The sequence below is a fragment of the Flindersiella endophytica genome (assembly GCF_054779015.1).
Genome location: NZ_BAAGYY010000009.1, coordinates 595,134 through 611,444 on the forward strand (window position 1 = coordinate 595,134; position 16,311 = coordinate 611,444).

A 16,311-nucleotide genomic window follows, 5' to 3' on the forward strand; every position below is an offset into this window, starting at 1 on the left:
AAAGTGGACACCGGCTGTCATATCTGGTCCGGGTGCTGCGGCGATCTCCAGGCCGGCGAATTCCCCACTACTGCTCGCGATTCTCCGCGCGATCGCGCAGGATGTCGGCGGTCCGGGCGTCGACCGGCAGGAACGCCTCCAGCCGCAGCTCGGACAGTGTGATGTCGGTCGCGGTCGCGAACGAGGTGAGCGTCGTCATCAACTGGAGCTCGCCGTCGTTGGTCGCCAGGCGCAGAGGGACCGCGAAGCCGAGGTAGCCGTTGCCGGGTGGATCGTCCGGCACGTACCCCTGTAGCTCGGCGAGCAGGTCGTCCAGTCGCGGGTCCGGGCGCTGGCGGCCTCGGCTGCGCAGGCTTTCGAGGATGTGCCGGCCCCAGTCGGCCAGGTTGCTTACGCGCGGCGCCATGCCGTCGGGGTGCAGGGCGAGTCGCAGCACGTTGACCGGCGGCTCGAGCAGCCGGCTCGCCGCGCCCTCGGTGAGGACGTCGATGGCGCTGTTGGCGGCCACCAGCTCGCCGTACGGCCGCACGACGAGCGCGGGGTAGGGCAGGTGGCCCTCGAGGATGCGGTCGAGGGCCTCGCGTACGGGTTGGAGCACGGGACCGTCCAGTTCCGCTTCGGTGAACGCCGGTGCGTACCCGGCCGACAGCAGCAGTGAGTTGCGGTCACGAAGCGAGAGCCCGAGCGACTCCGCGAGCCGTACGACGATCGCCCGGCCCGGGCGGGACCGGCCGCGTTCGATGAAGCTGAGGTGCCGCTGGGTGGTGCCGGCTCGCAGGGCGAGCTCGAGCTGGCTCAGCCGGCGGGTGACACGCCAGCGGCGCAGGTCGGCCGCGAAGCCGTTCTCGGTGTGGACGATCGTGCTCACGGATGTCTTTGTACCCGCCGGTGCGCGCGCCGGCCATTCCTCGCGAGGTATCGAACGCCGTCGGAACGGCTTGACGGCGACGGCTCGTTTCAGACCGAAGCCGTGCTGAGCGGCAGCACCTGGACCGCCCGGCGCGGCAGCACGACCCTGTACACCGCAGCAGCATGCTCTCGGCGATGCCGGCAGCCGTGAACGGCCTGACCGCCGGCAGGACGTCGAAGCAGCGTGTGGTTGTCCGCGGCTCCGGCTCCGGTGACCAGGCACCGGTCTACTCCCGCGGCACCCGCGACATCGAGGTGCAGCACCTGACGCTGACCGGCGCGCCGTTGTCGCTGAACGTCTGCCCCTGACCGAGGAGGCCGCGCGCCCGCCAGGGAGAATGTCCGCGTGGAGCTGATGCATTCGGGCAAAGTACGCGACATCTACGCCGACGGCGACGACCTGATCCTGGTCGCCTCCGATCGGGTTTCGGTCTACGACGTCGTGCTGCCGACGCCGATCCCCGACAAGGGGAAGATCCTCACGCAGCTGTCGCTGTGGTGGTTCGACCGGATGGCCGACATCATGCCGAACCACGTACTGTCGGCCACCGACGTTCCGCCGGAGTTCGCCGGCCGCGCGATCCGCTGCCGGCGGCTCGAGATCGTGCCGGTCGAATGCGTGGCGCGCGGCTATCTCGCCGGCTCCGGCCTGGGCTCGTACCGCGCGACCGGCAAGGTCAATGACGTGGAGCTGCCGCCCGGGCTGCTCGAGGGCAGCCGGCTACCGGCACCGATCTTCACACCGACGACGAAGGCGCCGGTCGGCGAGGGTCACGACGAGCCGATGACCTACGACGACGTCGTGTCCGAGATCGGCGCCGACCTCGCCGAGCGGCTTCGCGACAAGACGATGGAGCTGTACGAGCGGGGCGCCGAACTGGCCTTGGAGGCAGGCGTCGTGCTGGCGGACACGAAGTTCGAGTTCGGCCTCACGCCGACGGGCGAACTGCTGCTCGCGGATGAGATCTTCACGCCGGACTCCTCGCGCTTCTGGTCGGTGGACGAGTGGGAGCCGGGCCGGCCACAGCGTTCGCTCGACAAGCAGATCGTCCGCGACTGGGCGACGGGCACGGGCTGGGACAAGAAGGAGCCGGGCCCGGACGTCCCCACGGACGTGGTCGTGGCGACTCAGGCCCGCTACGTCGAGGTCTACGAACGACTCACCGGTGGACTCTGGTTGCCTCCGGTCTAGCCCCAGGGCCGTGTAGTTACGGCCCTGCGGTTGGTTGTCCAGGTGGCTCGCCGGTGAGGATCTGTGCTGGTAGGCGATCAGCTGCCTCCGGCCCTCGAACACCTCGACGAGCGGCACCGCGCCGTTCTCTCCGACCAGCTGGATCCGCGGTCGACTTCGACCATCGGCAGCCTCCGCCGGGCCGCCGCGATCGCGTCGCCTTCGCGGGTGTGCGCCTTCTCGCGTACCAGCAGCTTGTCGAGCTCGGCCTGCCATGCCGTGCGGTCGACGATCTCGGGCAGCGGGTACGAGGCGGTGCTATCGTTCATCGGTTCACCTCTCCTGTCCTGCGGGCGGCTGGCGAACTGCGGTGCCGCCCCTGTGGTGCTCACCGATGAGGCGCTGGTGCCTGACGTGCCGAGTTGGCCGAAATGAGCGGTTCCTGTAGTTCGGTGACCCATTGGGCGGTGTCGTTGGGGCATTCGAGGTACAGCTCGCGCGCCGGTCCGGTGGCGTGGTGACCGTTGGCGTCTATCCAGCGGGCCAGGGCCTGCCATGCGGGCAACACCGCGTCCATGGAACCGCGGTGCACCAGGGTGGCGTGGTCTGCCGCGGGCAGGTCGGCAATCGAAAGGCCGTTGAGGTCGGTGCCGTACTCGGTGGCGACCGGGACGGCGGCGTGCACGACTACCGGTCCGTCCGTGCCCTCCGTACCGGCTGGGTTGGCCGCCTTCTCGTAGTAGCAGGTGAGCCGGCCGACCGGGGTTACCTCGGCAGCGGGCAGGCGGCGGCCGAGTTCGGCGCATAGGGGGTGAACCACTGGGCCGATGTCGTCGGGGTGGAAACTGTCTGCGGTGGTGGACAGTTCCGCCAGCCGGGTGGCCGGCAGATGCCTGATCACCACCTCGTGCGCCGGCAGCCGGCCGTCCAGTTCGATAGCGCGGAGCCTGGCCTCGACCTGGGTCAGCCGTTGCGTCGTTTCGGCGACAGCGGCTTCGAGGTCGGCGCGGCGCAGGGTGAGCATGCCGCGTACCTGTTCGACGCTGACCTGCTCACCCAGCATCGCTCGCACCTGTTCCAGCGTGAAGCCGAGATCCTTGAGCGCGACGATGCGGTTGAGCTCGGACAGCTGCGCCGCTTGGTACCCCCGGTAACCGGTTGACGGGTCGACGTGGGCGGGTCGGAGCAGACCGATGGCGTCGTAATGGCGCAGCGTGCGCACTGATACCCGGCCGTGCCGCGCGAACTCTCCGATCGCGAACATGACTCATCCTGTCACGTCGTCGGCCGGGTCATCGGTCATGCCGCGGCCAGAGGTGGTGGGGCGAACCCCCCGACGACCTCGGCGGCCAGCTCGGCGAAGGTGATCGCGGTGTCGTCCTCGTGCCGGGCGCCGACGATCTGCGCGCCGACCGGCAGCCCGCCGGGCGTACGGCCGACCGGGGCACTGAGCGCCGGCAGGCCGGCCAGCGAGGCGTGCGCGATCCAGAACCCCAGCTCGTGGTGCGCAGGGAGGTCGTCGTGGGGGAAGGCCGCGGAGAACGCGGTGGGGCAGACGAACACGTCGACGTCGGTGAAGTAGCGGTCCCACGCGCCGCGGGCGGCCATCCGCCGATGGTGCTCCCCGACGACCTGTGACAATGTCGCGAAGTCGGTGTCGCCGCCGTAGAAGGCGAAGAACTGGGAGACCTGGAACCCGAACGACTCCCCTTGGCCCACCGCGTCCACGTCCTTCGGCCAGCCCTCTACGATCGTCGCACCCGCCGCACTGATGGCGTCCACCGCGTCCGACAACGCGGCCCCGACCTCTGAGGTGACGGCACCTGCCGGGTGGTCGAGCACCACTCCGACCCGGAAGTCGGCCAGTTTCGCGTGCCGTGCGGGGGCCAGCCGCCAGGTGTAGGCGTTGGATTCTGCACCGTCAGGACCGGCGGTGGCGCGCAACGCGGTACGTAGATCGGCGGCCGACCGGGCGAGCGGACCGACCACCGACAGGTAGGCCAGGTCGCTGGGGTCGGCTGGTTGACCCGGTGGGTGGAACCCCGCCAGGGGAACCGTGCCGGCGGTGGGCTTGAGCCCGTACACGCCGCAGAAACTGGCTGGGATCCGGATCGAGCCCGTGAGGTCGGAGCCGTACTCCAGGAAGCTCAGCCCGGCGGCCACCGCCACCGCGCCACCACCAGTCGAGCCGCCGGGTGTGCGCGTGGTGTCCCAGGGGTTGACGGTCCGGCCGTACAGCGGGTTGTCGCACTGCCTGACGTCTGCGAGCATCGCGGCCACGTTGGTCGTGCCGAACAGGGTCGCCCCAGCTGCACGCAGCCGGGACACCACAACGGCGTCACGGTCGGCGATGAAGTCGGCGTATGCCGGGTTGCCCCAGGTGGAGTGCATCCCGGTCACCTGGAAGCTCTCCTTGACCGTCATCGGTACGCCGTGCAGCGGCCCGGCCTGCCTGCCCGGGCCCACGGCATCCGCAGCCGCAGCGGCGCGAAGCGCGGCCTCGCGGTCGGTCTGCACCACCGCGTTCAGCGTCGGGTTGAGCGCGTCGACGCGCGCGAGCACCAGCTCGGTCAGCTCGTGCGCCGACAGCTGCCGCGAGCTCAGCAAGGCCGCGGCCTCGGAAGCGGGAAGGAACAGTGCATCGGTCGTGTCAGTCATGGCACCGGTCTACGGCCTGACACAGTGTCAGGGTCAACATCCCACCAGGTTCAGACGCCCGAGCCGCAATGCCACAGGTCGCTTTGCCGGAGCAGCCGGTACGCCGCATCCTCGCGGGGCCGCGTTCATGCTTCCGTCGCGGCAACGGCGTGCACGAGTGGTCTGGGACGGCGGTTCAGCTCCCGGACGCACCACCGGTGAGCCACCCGTGCGGCCTTGGGTCTAGCCCGCCGAGGTTGATCATGTGTCACAAAAGGACGCGATCGATGTCGGGCATGTACCCACCCGGATTGGCGAACTCGATCGTGTTGTCGCCTGCCTTCAGCTCCACCGGCACGACGACCTCCTGCACGCTGCTCCAGTCGTTGTCGCCGGTGCCGTGGAAGTTGACCCAGTACGCCGTGCCGCCGTCAGCCGTGCCATTCATGGTGACCGTGCCCTGCCGGCTGGAGTCTCCGTCTGTGTAGGCGATTCGCAACAGGTACGTACCGTCGGCCGGTGCCCGCAGCCCGTTCATCGTGAGCGTTCCGCTGCCGCCGAGATAGCCGACCTTCCGTCCACCCGAGCAGGCCGAGCAGTCGGACAGCGTGGCCTGCCCGCCGAGCACGCCGTTCTCACCCTCGTACGCCGAAGGCCCACCGGCGGCCGGCGTCGTCAGCCGCACGGTCGCGCTCGCCGCTGACTGGTTACCGCCGGAGATCGCTCTTACGGTGAACGAATATCCGGTCGCCGGCCGGAGACCGGAGAGCGTCGCGCGGGTGCCGGACGTACGCGCGACCTGCTTGCCGTTGGCGTACACGGCGTACTCCACGCGCGCGCCGCGAGACGCGTCCCACGCCAGCGAGACGCTCGTGTCGGTCACTCCGGTGGCGTGCACGTGCGCCGGCCGGGACGGCGAGTTGAGCTCGTCGTTCAGCGGCGTGACTCGCAGCAGCCGCGTGCCGTGCACCGGAACCTCGGCGCCGAACTCCTCGCTCGATGTGCCGACCGTACGCCCCTGCCACACATCGCGAATCCGCGCCGGACCTGTGATGCCGAGCTCGTCCCACTTCGCCGTGACGCGCGCCGGCTGGTCGCCGAGGTTGAACAACGCGACGACGTAGCTCCCGTCGGCCTGTCGGCTCGACCACACCTGCCGCAGCGAGGACTGGCTCGACGGGCGGGCGGGCCGCCCGGCCTGGTCGATCGCGATCACCTCGCGGTTGGTCAACAGCGAAAGCCCGAACGGGTCGAGTTTGGTCAGGTCGTCGCCGGCGAACAGCGGAGCCGCCTGGATCGCCCAGAACGTCAGGTAGCTTCGGCGTTCGTCGTCGGTGAGCCCGTCCATCGCACCCACGCCGACGTTGACCGCGTCGAGGTTGTTCCAGTGGCCCGGCCCGGCATCGTCGATCCACTGCACGACGTCCCACCAGCGCTGCTTGACGGACGCGTCCCAGCGCACCAGCGTGTCGCAGTAGCACTCCACGTCGGTGTCGATTCGCCAGCCGTTGGTGTAGCGCTTCCAGTCGCCGGCGTAGCGATGGCTCAGCGCCCACGAGATCGTGTAGAGGATCGGCCGTCCGGTGTCGCGCAGCGCACGCGACCAGGCCGCGACATCCGCACGGTTGTCGTAGGTGTCGCCGCCCTTGAACGAGCCCGGCCCCACGCCGTCCATCTTCACGAAGTCGACGCCCCAGCTCACGAACAGGTCCGCGATCGAGTTGGCGTACTCCTGCGCACACGGGTTGGTGTAGTCGATCTTGTAGGCGCTGTCCCAGCCGTTGGTCGTACGCAGGTCGGGATAGACGATGTCCCTGGTGAAGCAGGCGGTCGTGCCGTAGATCGGTGTGCTGCCTCCGTTGTAGGCGTCCGAGCCGATGCCCACGACGGTGTAGATGCCGAACTTCAGGCCCTTGCTGTGGATGTAGTCGCCGATCGACTTCATGCCGTTCGGGAAGCGTTTGGTGTTGACCTTCGGCCGGCCGTACTCGTCGGCGCCGTCCTGCCAGCCCGCGTCGACGTTGATGTACTCGTAGCCGTACGCCTTGAGCTTCGCGGCCATCGCGTCGGCCTGCCTGCGGACGTTCGCGTCGTTCAGCCAGCTGCCCGGCCCGTCGGGGTTGGTGCCGGGGTAGGTGGTCGCCTGCAGGCTCCAGCTGCTCCAGCCCAGGTAGGGCTTGTCGCCGAGGCGCGCGGATGCCGGAGCCGCCACCGCTGTTGCCTCCTCCCGCTCCCCGGTGGCCTGCCCAGTGGTGTGCACCGTGCCGAGCGGGGCGAGTGCGGCGGCGAGCAACGCCGTGGCCGCGATGCCTGCCGTCAATCCCATGGTGCCCTTTCCCTCCCTGCGAAGGCCGCTGCCCTACTTGTACTTGGCCTCGTATGCTTCCTGGTTAGCTCTGACGTAGTCGGCGAGGCCCATCTGGTCAAGCGTTTCGGTGTACGTCTTCCAGGTCTGGTCGTCGCCGATGTCGAGCTGTCCCGTCGTGAACTTCGCCAGGCTCTGCGTCACGTAGTTGTTGATCGTCGTCGACAGCTCGCCGGAGCGCGCGGCCTGGTCCTCGTTCATGTAGAGCGGCGGCAGTTGGAGCTTCTTGTCCTGCCGGTACGGGTGGTACGCGCGCTTCGTGTTGTCGTACAGGAGTTTCTCGAACGTCGGCAGCTTGGGATCGACGGCCTCACCGAGCCGGAAGTCGTTGGACGCGTACGCCATGCTGTGCTGTCCCCACCATTTGCCGTTCGGCGGCGGCCAGGTGCCGACGGTCGACCAGACGGCCGGCTTGCCGTTGATGCCGGTCTCGCCGGGCTTGGCCCAGCGCCAGTTCTTCCCCGGCTCGCCGTAGACGTCGCGCATGTGGGCCTGCAGTTCGTACTGCCCGTCGCCCCAGAGCAGTGCGACAGCGGGGTTCTCGCACGCCCGCGTGACGACGAACTGGCCGGTGGTGACCGAGCCGTAGTAGTTCCAGGGCGCCGTGCGCGTGCCGTCCGGGCCCTTCAGCGTCGGCACGGCGACGTAGTCGTGGAACCGATCGCCCGGGTCGTCGTCGTTGATCGTGAGGAACGCGCCCCAGTAGAACGCGCGGACCGCGCCGAGCACGACGTCGCCCTTCTTGTTGCCCTGCCGCTGCAGCTGCTCGGCCGACTGGGTGAAGCTCTCCTTCGCGATCAGGCCCTGTGAGTACAGCCGGCTGAGATAGCGCAGGCCCTCCCGCCACTCCGGCTGGTTGAACGTCACGTCGACGTCGCCACCGTCGCCCAGCACCAGCCAGGGCGTGCCGGGGTTGTACATGAACGAGCCCATGAAGTACGAGTCGTACGACGTGTCCTTGTCGGTGGTGAGCGGCACCTCGTCGGCCTTGCCGTTGCCGTTGGGATCGCCGGTCCTGAACGCCTTCAGTACCTCTTCGAACTCCTCCAGGCTCTGCGGCACGTCCAGGCCGAGCTTGTCCAGCCAGGGTTGGTAGATCCACATCCGGTTGCCGGCGTTGCAGTGATAGCAGTCGTTGACGTACGGCAGCGTGTAGATGTTGCCGTCGGTGGCACTGATCAGGTGCTTGGTCTCGGGATAGGCGTGGAAGATCCGCTTGATCTCGACACCGTAGTCGTCGATCAGCTGGTTCAGCGGGAGGAACAGCCCTTGCGAGCCGTACAGCTGCAGTTGGGCGTTGGAGAAGCCGACGCTCATGAACACGTCGGGCAGGTCGCCGGACGCGATCATCGCGTTCACCTTGGTCATGGTGTCATCGCCGCCGGCGACGACCTGGTAGCGCACCTTGACGCCGGTTCGTTTCTCGTACCACGAGGAGAACGCGTTGCGGTTCCAGTCGCCGACGGCCGGGTCCTGCGGCACGACGACCCGCAGCGTCACGTTTCTGTCCTTGACCACGATCGGCCCTTTGTCGGCTGCGACCGGGCCGACATAACCCTGGGGATAGGCGACGGACTTGTCGGGCGTGGTCTTCGGCCCGCCCTTGACGGCCGCGTCGTCCCCGGCTGCTTTCGCGCCCGCGTCGGAACCCGAGTCGCTGCAGGCGGCCAGGACCGGCCCGATCGTCGCGGCCGACAGCCCGGCGCCGACGGCCCTGGTCACGAAGTCGCGCCGGGTCAGGCCACGCCGGGGCGGTTGGGTGTGAGTCATCGCTGACCTCCTTCGTCCCCGTGCGTCGTGCCCAAAGCTTCATGCATCAGACTTAATGCGTCAAGTATCGTGCACGATCTATCGAGTCAGGTACGCTCAGGGGCCATGGCCAACACCGCCGATCCCGCCGAACGGCTCGTCGACCACCTGCCGTACGCCCCGCGCCGGCAGATGCTCGGCAACGAGGTCTACGAGAGCCTCAAGGCGCTGATCATGAACCACGTGCTCAAGCCCGGCGCGCGGCTCAACATCGACGCGTTGACCAAGGAGCTCGGTACGTCGTCGACGCCCGTACGCGAGGCGCTGGCGCGGCTGGAGTCCGACGGTCTGGCCACCAAGCTGGCGTTGCGGGGCTACTCCGTCGCACCGGTGCTGACCGGTGACGAGATCGCCGAGCTCTACCAGCTGCGGCTGCTGATCGAGCCGTGGGCGGCCGGCGAGGCGGCGACACGGGCGACCGAGGCCGACGTCGAGCGGCTCACCGAAGAGCTCGCGACCTGCCCGGACGCGCCCGAGGGCGAGGCTTACGAGGCCTACCGCGACTTCAGCGCCCACGACGCCCGGCTGCACGACCTGCTGCTCGAGATCGCCGGCAACGAAACCGTGCGGAGGGCGTTCGCGCGCACGCACGCGCACCTGCACCTGTTCCGGGTCTCGTACGGCAAGGACCTCGGCCTGCATGCCGCGGCCGAACACGAGGCGATCGTCGAAGCCGTCGGCAGGCACGACCGCAGGGGCGCGACCGCCGCCATGCGCCGGCACCTCGAGGCCGCCCGCGACCGGCTGGTGGGTGAGGCATGAGCAAGGTGATCCGGGCCGAGGCATTCCTCGTCGACCTCGAGGTTCCGACACCGCGCTTCGACGCGGTGCAGTCGTTCGAGAAGCAGGAGACGCCGTTCGTCGAGATCGAGACCGACGACGGCTTCCGCGGCCTGGGCTACAGCTACACGATCGGCAAGGGCGGCCGGGCCGTCCTGTCGATGCTGCGCGACCATCTGCTGCCGCGGCTGGTGGGCAGGGACAGCCGGACGATCGAGGCGATCTGGGCCGACCTCCACGGCTCGACGCGGGCGACCAGCATCGGTGTGCTCACGGCGCTGGCACTGGCCGCGGTCGACACCGCGCTGTGGGACGTGCGTTGCAAGCGAGCGGGAGAGCCGCTCTGGCGGCTGGCGGGTGGCTACCGGCACGAGGTCCCGCTGTACGACACCGAGGGCGGCTGGCTGCAGCTTCCGGTGGACGACCTCGTGTCGTCCGCGGTCGTTGCGAAGGAGGCCGGCTGGGCGGGCGTGAAGCTCAAGGTCGGCAAGCCGCGGGTGGCCGAGGACGTCGCGCGAGTCGCCGCCGTACGCGAGGCCGTCGGCTCGGACCTGGAGATCATGGTCGACGCCAACCAGTCGATGTCCTGGACGGATGCCGCTCGGCGGGCGGCGGCGTTCGAGGCCTTGGACGTGGCGTGGTTCGAGGAGCCGCTGCCGGCCGACGACGTGTCGGGGCACGCGCTGCTCGTCCGTTCGACGTCGGTGCCGGTGGCGGTGGGCGAGTCGCTCTACTCCCTCGGCCAGTTCCGCTCCTACCTGGAGGCGGGCGCGGCCGGCATCGTCCAGGTCGACGCGGCCCGGATCGGCGGGATCACGCCGTGGCTGAAGGTCGCCCACCTGGCCGAGGCGTTCAACGTCCCGGTGGCACCGCATTTCCTGATGGAGCTGCACGTCAGCCTCGCGGCCGCGGTGCCGAACGGCACGTACGTCGAGCACATCCCCCAGCTCGGTGCGATCACGACCAGCCCGATGCGCGTCGTCGACGGCCATGCGGTGGCACCGGAAGCGCCCGGCCTCGGCATTCCGTGGGATCTCGACGCGATCCACGACCGCCGGGTGGCCTGAGGGCGACTACAGGCAGAACGGATGGGCCGCCGGGTCGGCGTAGGTGTTGCCGTGGCCGGTGTAGATCCCGCCGAGCTGCAGAACGCGGGGGATCACCTCTGGGGCACCTTCGGGGAACCGGTAGTCGACGTGCAGCTGCGCCGGGTACGCCGGATCGGGCCAGCGGGCGGCCGGGAACCGCGCGTGCTGGAACGCGAGGTTCGGCAGCTCGTCGTCGGCCAGGTCGATCTCGACCCACTCCGGTTCGTCGGTCCGCCGTTCCTTTACGCCGAGGAAGCCCTGGTAGAAGTCCGCCAGCGCCCGCGGGCTGAAGCAGTCGAAGACCAGCCGTCCCAGCTTCGGCGCGTCGACGGACGCCGACGGATGGAGGCAGAACGGATGGCCGGCCGGGTCGGCGTAGGTGCGGAACTCGCCCTGGTCCCGCAGCGGCGTCGCGCCGGTCGCGAGCACGTGCTCGCCCGCGGCCTCGACATCGGGGACGAAGACGTCGAGATGCATCTGCTGTGGGTACTCGGGATCCGGCCAGCGTGGCGGTCGCTCGTCGGACCAGCCGTCGCCATCGAGCGCGAACTGCAGCTTGCTGTCCGGCGGCCGTTTCGCGAGCTTCAGCCAGCCCCACGGCTCGAACTCCTCGAACCCGAGCAGCTCGCCGTAGAACGTCGCGAGCACGCGGCGCCCCTCCTTGCCGTCGATCTCGGCAGGAGCGCCGATCGTGATCGTCATCGCGTCGCTGTCTCGCAGCCGGTGCGCCATGGCCGCCATCGTTCACTCGCGTCGCGCACCGCGTCAAGCAACGCGGTCGGGCTCCCGGCCGTCCTCGAGCGGCAGCTGGGCCAGGTCCGCGGTCGCGGGTACGAGCTCGGCGTCCGGCGTCTCATCCGGGTGGCGCAGCTCGTCGATGCGTACGAGCGCGACGCCCGCCACGATCAGCGCACCGCCCGCCAGCTGGATCGGCAACGGCAGCTCGCCCAGCAGGACCCACGCCACCAGCACCGCGAACAGCACCTCGGTGAGCCCGACGAACGAGGCCACCTTGGCGCCGAGCAGCCGGGCGGCGCCGATGCCGGTGACGTACGCGACCGCCGCCGCCACCAGAGACAGCCCGACGACGGGTACCAGCCACGACGTACGCTGCCCGGCGATCTCGACCGCTCCGAACGTCGCGTGCATGGGCATCACGCCGAACGCGCCCAGCATCAGCAACGCGACCGCGCCGATCGCCATCCCGCCGCTCGCGACCACCACAGGCGGCAGCGTGTCGTCGCTCCTGGACGAGAGCACGAAGTAGGTCGCCAGTCCGACCGCTGCGCCGAGGCCCCACAGCACGCCGACCGGGTCGACCCGAGCGCCGCCGAGCAGGTCGAGCACGAGGACGAGGCCGAGGATCGCGAGCACCGAGCCCACGATCGTCAGCCGGCGCGGCCGGTGTCCGTGCCGCAGCCAGAGCCAGCCGACGACGAGGATGATGCCGAGGTACTCCAGCAGCAGCGCGACGCCGACCGACACGTGCTGGACCGCGTTGAAGAAGAACAGCTGGCAGCCGGCCACGGCGACCAGGCCGTAGACCGCGACCATGCCGAGGTTGCGCCGCAGCACACCCCATCGTCCGCGCAGCGAAACGGCCGCCGGCACCGCCAGCACGAGGGCGGCGATGCCGATCCGGATGGCGACGGCCGCCCCAGGTGTCCAGCCGGCGGCGGTGAGCGAGCGCGCGAACGAGCCGGACGTGCTGAACGTGAACGCCGACAGGACTGCCAGGCCGAGCCCGGCCCTGGCAGCATGCTTCTGACGCATCGCGATGCCCCTCGGACGATGGCGTGTAATAAGTCAAACGGTGCTACGCTCATGACAGTACAAGTCGAGGATGACACCAGTCAAGATGCTTTTTGCCCATGACACCGAAGTCGCGCTGGCGGCTGCCGCGGCGCTGGTCAACACCGCCGACGGCGACGAGGAACACCTGCCCGACGTCGAGGCGCTCGACGAGTTCGTCCGTACATGGGGCTGGACCGGCAGCCGTGAGCGCACGGATGCCGAGCTGCGCGCCGTTCACGAGCTGCGCCCGCGGCTGCGCGAGCTGTGGCACGTCAACAGCGAGCAGGTCGTCCGGATCGTCAACGAGCTGCTCCGCGAGGCGAACGCGCTGCCGCAGCTGGTGAAGCACGACGAGTGGGACTACCACCTGCACGCCACGCCGCCGGACGCGCCGCTGGCCACCCGGATGGCGGTCGAGGCGGCGATGGCGTTCGTCGACCTCGTACGCGGCCAGGAGCTCAGCCGGCTGCGCACCTGCGAGTATCCCGGCTGCGAGAACGTCCTGGTCGACCTGTCGAAGAACCGCTCGAAGCGGTTCTGCGAAGCGGGCTGCGGCAACAAGGCGGCCGTGGCGGCCTATCGCGCGCGGAAGGCGGCCGCGAGCGGCAAGCAGTAGGGCTGGCCAGCCGAAACCGGCCAGGGCGCTTGGTTTGGTTGACACCCTCTTCGATGCTGAAGGCGTGTCGATTCAGATCAAGCTGGCCGACGTGCTGCCGGCGAAACCCAACCGGATGTGGGATCTCTGCCGTCAACTCGGCGTGAAGTACGCCGTCTCGGGCGTCCCCGAAGGGCCGGGACTTCCGCCGGCCTGGGACTTCGACCACCTCTTCCGGCTGAAGCAGAGCTTCGCCGACGGTGGCTTCGAGCTGTCGGTGATCGAGTCGGCGCCGGCGTCGATCCAGGAGCCGATCAAGCTCGGTGCGCCCGACCGTGACGTCCACATCAACCACTTCTGCCGGCTGATCGAGAACATGGGCCGGCTCGGCATCTCGGTCATGTGCCACAACTGGATGGCGGGCCTCAGCTGGCAGCGTACGTCGATGGCGCTGCCGTGGCGTGGCGGTGCGAGCGTCACCGGCTACGACCACGCGGCGCTCGCGACGGCGCCGATGACGCAGTGGGGCGAGATCACCGAGGAACAGCTGTGGGACAACATGCGGTACTTCCTCGAGCGCGTCGTGCCCGTGGCCGAGCGGGCCGGCGTACGGCTCGCCGTCCATCCCGATGACCCGCCGATCTCGCCGATCCGCGGCATCGCGCGCATCCTCACCAGCCCGGAGGCGATGAAGCGCGTCATCGACATGGTGCCGAGCCCGAACAACGGTGTGACGTTGTGTCAAGGCACCGTTTCGTCGATGGGCGTCGACATCCCGTCGGCGATCCGGCTGCTCGTGGGCACCGGCCGGGTGTTCTTCGTCCACTTCCGCGACGTGCAGGGCGGGCCGGAACGCTTCGTCGAGACGTTCCAGGACGACGGGCAGACCGACATGGCGGCGGCGATGCGCACGTACGCGGAGCTCGGCTACGACGGCTACATGCGCGTCGACCACGTACCGACGATGGCCGGCGAGGAGAACGGCCGGCCTGGCTACGAGACGCTCGGCCGCCTGTTCGCGATCGGCTACATCCGCGGCCTGATCGACGCGATCGACCAGGAGAGCGCGGCGTGAGCTTCGCCGGCCAGGTCGCCGTCGTGACCGGGGGATCGACGGGCATCGGACGGGCCGTCGTCCGCCGGCTGGCGGAGGGCGGAGCCTCGGTCGTCTACTGCACGCACGACGAACGTACGCTCCCGCCCGGCTCCGAACGGGACGACCGCGTGACCGGCATGGTGGCCGACGTCCGTTCCGAGGCAGCGATGCGCAAGGTGGTCGAGACGGCCGTCGAGCGCTATGGCGGACTGGACGTGCTCGTGTGCTCCGCGGGCATCCAGACCTACGGCACGGTCGAGGACACCTCGCTCGAGGACTGGCAGGCAGTGCTCGACGTCAACCTCACCGGCATGTTCCTCGCGGCGAAGTACGCCGTACCGCATCTCCGCGCCCGCGGCGGCGGCGCGATCGTCAACATCTCCTCCGTACAAGGCCACACGCCCGCGACCCGAGTCGTCGGCTACTCCGTGAGCAAGGCCGCGGTCGACGCGCTGACCAGATCACTGGCCGTCGACCACGCGGCCGACGGCATCCGGGCCAACAGCGTCGCGCCGGGCCCGGTCGACACGCCGCTACTTCGCAACGCCCACGACCCCGGCCGGTCACCCGCGCCATCTCGGGAACCCTCGCCAGGCCCGCGGCCAAGGATCGCCGCACCGGACGAAGTGGCAGCGGTGGTCGCCTTTCTGGCAAGCAAGTCCGCGTCCTACGTCACCGGCGCCTGCTACCCGGTCGACGGCGGCATGCTGACCGCCCAGACCAACCCTCTCCTCCGCGACGGCTGACCTGCCGGCTCGCCACCAATCCACCGGCCACGCCCGACAAAAGGCAACCGTGCCACTGGGACGGGCCCAGACAAACAACGACACCAGCCCCTGGGACAGGCCCCATCATCCCCGCCCGCGCGAACGCCCCTGTGGCTTCGCCTGCCGCCGCGTCTGCTTGCGCGACTTCTTCTGCTTGCCCTTGCGCCCGTCCTCGGCAACCCGCTCAGCCCGCCGCGCCTCCACCTCATCGAGCCGGGAAAGCAGCTCCGCCGGCACCTCCCGAATCCTGCCGAGCAGCCGCCGCGCCTCCGGCACGTCGATCCGCCCGAAGTAGTCGTACGCCGCGTCCTCGATCGCCGACAGCACGACCGGCTGCCAGACCGCCTGACCGACCAACCGCCCGAGCAGCGCCGCCTTCGCCTCCCAAGTCACCGGTCCGGACGCGCGCAGCAGCCGGCGCAGCCGCCCGTCGTCCGCGCCAGCAGTCACCTCGCGCCAGGCCTCGGCAGACTCCTCTTCCCCGCCCTCGAACGGTCCGCACCACAGCCAATAGAGCACCGGATCGTGCAGCCGCTCGTCCGCCTCGTCCAACAGCGCCCGCAGCTCACCCCAGAACGCCGGGCCCACACCCCAGTAGCCGACGTACGTCAGGTTCGCGTAACAGGGCATCGCCCGGTACAGCTCGAACGCCAGTGCCAGGTCACCTTCAACCACATCGGCCAGCTCGTGCGGCAGATCCTGGAGCCCGTCCGGCCAGGGCGGATCCCGGTCGAGCCGGGTGCCAGTGCCGGCCGCCGTCGCCCAGGCGTTCTCGCACGCCGCCTGGAACCGCTCGACCCCGACGGCCTCGGCCAGCTCACCCAACCGCATGTCCAGACGGTATGCCACCGCGTCACGTTCCAGGAAGCCACCTTGGACACCGGCCAACAGCACCGCTTCGACGGGCAGTGGGTCGTGTTCACCGGCGAGTTCCCCGGCGGCCCGTTCTACCACCCAACCGTCGTTCTCGGGTTGGTGGAGCCGTTTTTACGGCGACCTCACGCAGTACCGCGTCGGCAAGGTCCCCGGCGACGAGCGGTTCCTGGCCGGCGCGCACAAGGAAGCAAGGCGATTCGTGGCGGCGGCCGTGAACGTTCCGGCGTTCGAGTTCAGTCCCGCCACTGTCGCGGTCGCGAACTCTTTGCTGGCCGAACCGATCGTCGCGGGCATCGACGGGTATCAGCTCCCGGACGGTCCCGGGTTCGGTGTCGTGGTCGACGAGGGGAAGGTACGGGCGCTTGCGACCGGCAGGCCTGGCCAGGACGCATAAGGTAGCGCTGCGAAGACACGCAAGGAGGAC

General features: G+C 69.5%; 17 protein-coding genes. 8 read left to right on the top strand and 9 right to left on the bottom strand.

The features are described 5' to 3' along the window. Nucleotides 1-67: 67 nt before the first annotated feature. Nucleotides 68-868: a helix-turn-helix domain-containing protein gene (locus tag ACYVF6_RS08105; protein WP_460517956.1), complete on the bottom strand. Its 801-nt coding sequence runs from the start codon at nt 866-868 to the stop codon at nt 68-70. A 176-nt stretch (nt 869-1,044) separates the two neighbouring features. On the opposite strand from ACYVF6_RS08105, the gene ACYVF6_RS08110 reads away from it, so the two are divergent. Together ACYVF6_RS08110 and ACYVF6_RS08115 are read left to right on the top strand one after the other, a co-directional pair. Further along, a complete protein-coding gene (locus ACYVF6_RS08110; RefSeq protein WP_460517959.1) occupies nt 1,045-1,218 on the top strand; it encodes a hypothetical protein in 174 nt (57 codons plus the stop codon). Between the two features lie 37 nt (nt 1,219-1,255). After that, a complete protein-coding gene (locus ACYVF6_RS08115; protein WP_460517962.1) occupies nt 1,256-2,101 on the top strand; it encodes a phosphoribosylaminoimidazolesuccinocarboxamide synthase in 846 nt (281 codons plus the stop codon). Between the two features lie 77 nt (nt 2,102-2,178). Here the strand turns inward: ACYVF6_RS08115 and ACYVF6_RS08120 are convergent, their stop codons facing one another. The 5 genes from ACYVF6_RS08120 to ACYVF6_RS08140 all read right to left on the bottom strand — a co-directional run bounded on the left by ACYVF6_RS08120 (nt 2,179) and on the right by ACYVF6_RS08140 (nt 8,852). Continuing rightward, nucleotides 2,179-2,409, bottom strand: coding sequence for a DUF899 family protein (locus tag ACYVF6_RS08120; protein WP_460517965.1), 231 nt, complete (start codon nt 2,407-2,409; stop codon nt 2,179-2,181). Nucleotides 2,410-2,468: 59 nt separating this feature from the next. Then, nucleotides 2,469-3,344, bottom strand: a complete 876-nt coding sequence (locus ACYVF6_RS08125; protein ID WP_460517968.1) for a MerR family transcriptional regulator — start codon at nt 3,342-3,344, stop codon at nt 2,469-2,471. Nucleotides 3,345-3,379: 35 nt separating this feature from the next. Further along, nucleotides 3,380-4,738: an amidase gene (locus tag ACYVF6_RS08130; RefSeq protein ID WP_460517970.1), complete on the bottom strand. Its 1,359-nt coding sequence runs from the start codon at nt 4,736-4,738 to the stop codon at nt 3,380-3,382. 247 nt (nt 4,739-4,985) lie between these two features. Next, entirely contained in the window at nt 4,986-7,043 is a 2,058-nt protein-coding gene (locus tag ACYVF6_RS08135) for a fibronectin type III domain-containing protein (protein WP_460517973.1), read from the bottom strand. 33 nt (nt 7,044-7,076) lie between these two features. Beyond that, nucleotides 7,077-8,852 carry a type 2 periplasmic-binding domain-containing protein gene (locus ACYVF6_RS08140; protein WP_460517976.1) on the bottom strand — a complete coding sequence of 592 codons (1,776 nt, stop codon included), beginning with the start codon at nt 8,850-8,852 and terminating at the stop codon, nt 7,077-7,079. Nucleotides 8,853-8,957: 105 nt separating this feature from the next. Here ACYVF6_RS08140 and ACYVF6_RS08145 point away from each other — a divergent pair, with 105 nt between their 5' ends. Continuing rightward, a complete protein-coding gene (locus tag ACYVF6_RS08145) occupies nt 8,958-9,653 on the top strand; it encodes a GntR family transcriptional regulator (RefSeq protein WP_460517979.1) in 696 nt (231 codons plus the stop codon). Continuing rightward, nucleotides 9,650-10,738, top strand: a complete 1,089-nt coding sequence (locus ACYVF6_RS08150) for a mandelate racemase/muconate lactonizing enzyme family protein (protein ID WP_460517982.1) — start codon at nt 9,650-9,652, stop codon at nt 10,736-10,738. The genes ACYVF6_RS08145 and ACYVF6_RS08150 overlap by 4 nt, the downstream gene beginning before the upstream one ends. 6 nt (nt 10,739-10,744) lie before the next feature. Here the strand turns inward: ACYVF6_RS08150 and ACYVF6_RS08155 are convergent, their stop codons facing one another. After that, the gene (locus ACYVF6_RS08155; RefSeq protein WP_460517985.1) at nt 10,745-11,491 is read right to left on the bottom strand and encodes a VOC family protein; all 747 of its coding nucleotides are present in this window, start codon (nt 11,489-11,491) and stop codon (nt 10,745-10,747) included. A gap of 33 nt (nt 11,492-11,524) precedes the next feature. Beyond that, nucleotides 11,525-12,532 (bottom strand): EamA family transporter, encoded by a 1,008-nt coding sequence (locus ACYVF6_RS08160; protein WP_460517988.1) that lies wholly within the window; start codon nt 12,530-12,532, stop codon nt 11,525-11,527. Nucleotides 12,533-12,617: 85 nt separating this feature from the next. On the opposite strand from ACYVF6_RS08160, the gene ACYVF6_RS08165 reads away from it, so the two are divergent. The 3 genes from ACYVF6_RS08165 to ACYVF6_RS08175 all read left to right on the top strand — a co-directional run bounded on the left by ACYVF6_RS08165 (nt 12,618) and on the right by ACYVF6_RS08175 (nt 14,990). After that, nucleotides 12,618-13,169 (top strand): CGNR zinc finger domain-containing protein, encoded by a 552-nt coding sequence (locus ACYVF6_RS08165; RefSeq protein ID WP_460517991.1) that lies wholly within the window; start codon nt 12,618-12,620, stop codon nt 13,167-13,169. Between the two features lie 64 nt (nt 13,170-13,233). Then, nucleotides 13,234-14,223: a mannonate dehydratase gene (locus ACYVF6_RS08170; RefSeq protein ID WP_460517994.1), complete on the top strand. Its 990-nt coding sequence runs from the start codon at nt 13,234-13,236 to the stop codon at nt 14,221-14,223. Beyond that, the gene (locus tag ACYVF6_RS08175) at nt 14,220-14,990 is read left to right on the top strand and encodes an SDR family NAD(P)-dependent oxidoreductase (protein ID WP_460517997.1); all 771 of its coding nucleotides are present in this window, start codon (nt 14,220-14,222) and stop codon (nt 14,988-14,990) included. The genes ACYVF6_RS08170 and ACYVF6_RS08175 overlap by 4 nt, the downstream gene beginning before the upstream one ends. Before the next feature lie 105 nt (nt 14,991-15,095). Here ACYVF6_RS08175 and ACYVF6_RS08180 read toward each other — a convergent pair whose 3' ends face one another. After that, nucleotides 15,096-15,842 carry a hypothetical protein gene (locus tag ACYVF6_RS08180; protein WP_460517999.1) on the bottom strand — a complete coding sequence of 249 codons (747 nt, stop codon included), beginning with the start codon at nt 15,840-15,842 and terminating at the stop codon, nt 15,096-15,098. A 244-nt stretch (nt 15,843-16,086) separates the two neighbouring features. Here ACYVF6_RS08180 and ACYVF6_RS08185 point away from each other — a divergent pair, with 244 nt between their 5' ends. Further along, a complete protein-coding gene (locus tag ACYVF6_RS08185; protein ID WP_460518002.1) occupies nt 16,087-16,281 on the top strand; it encodes a hypothetical protein in 195 nt (64 codons plus the stop codon). Nucleotides 16,282-16,311 lie beyond the last annotated feature (30 nt).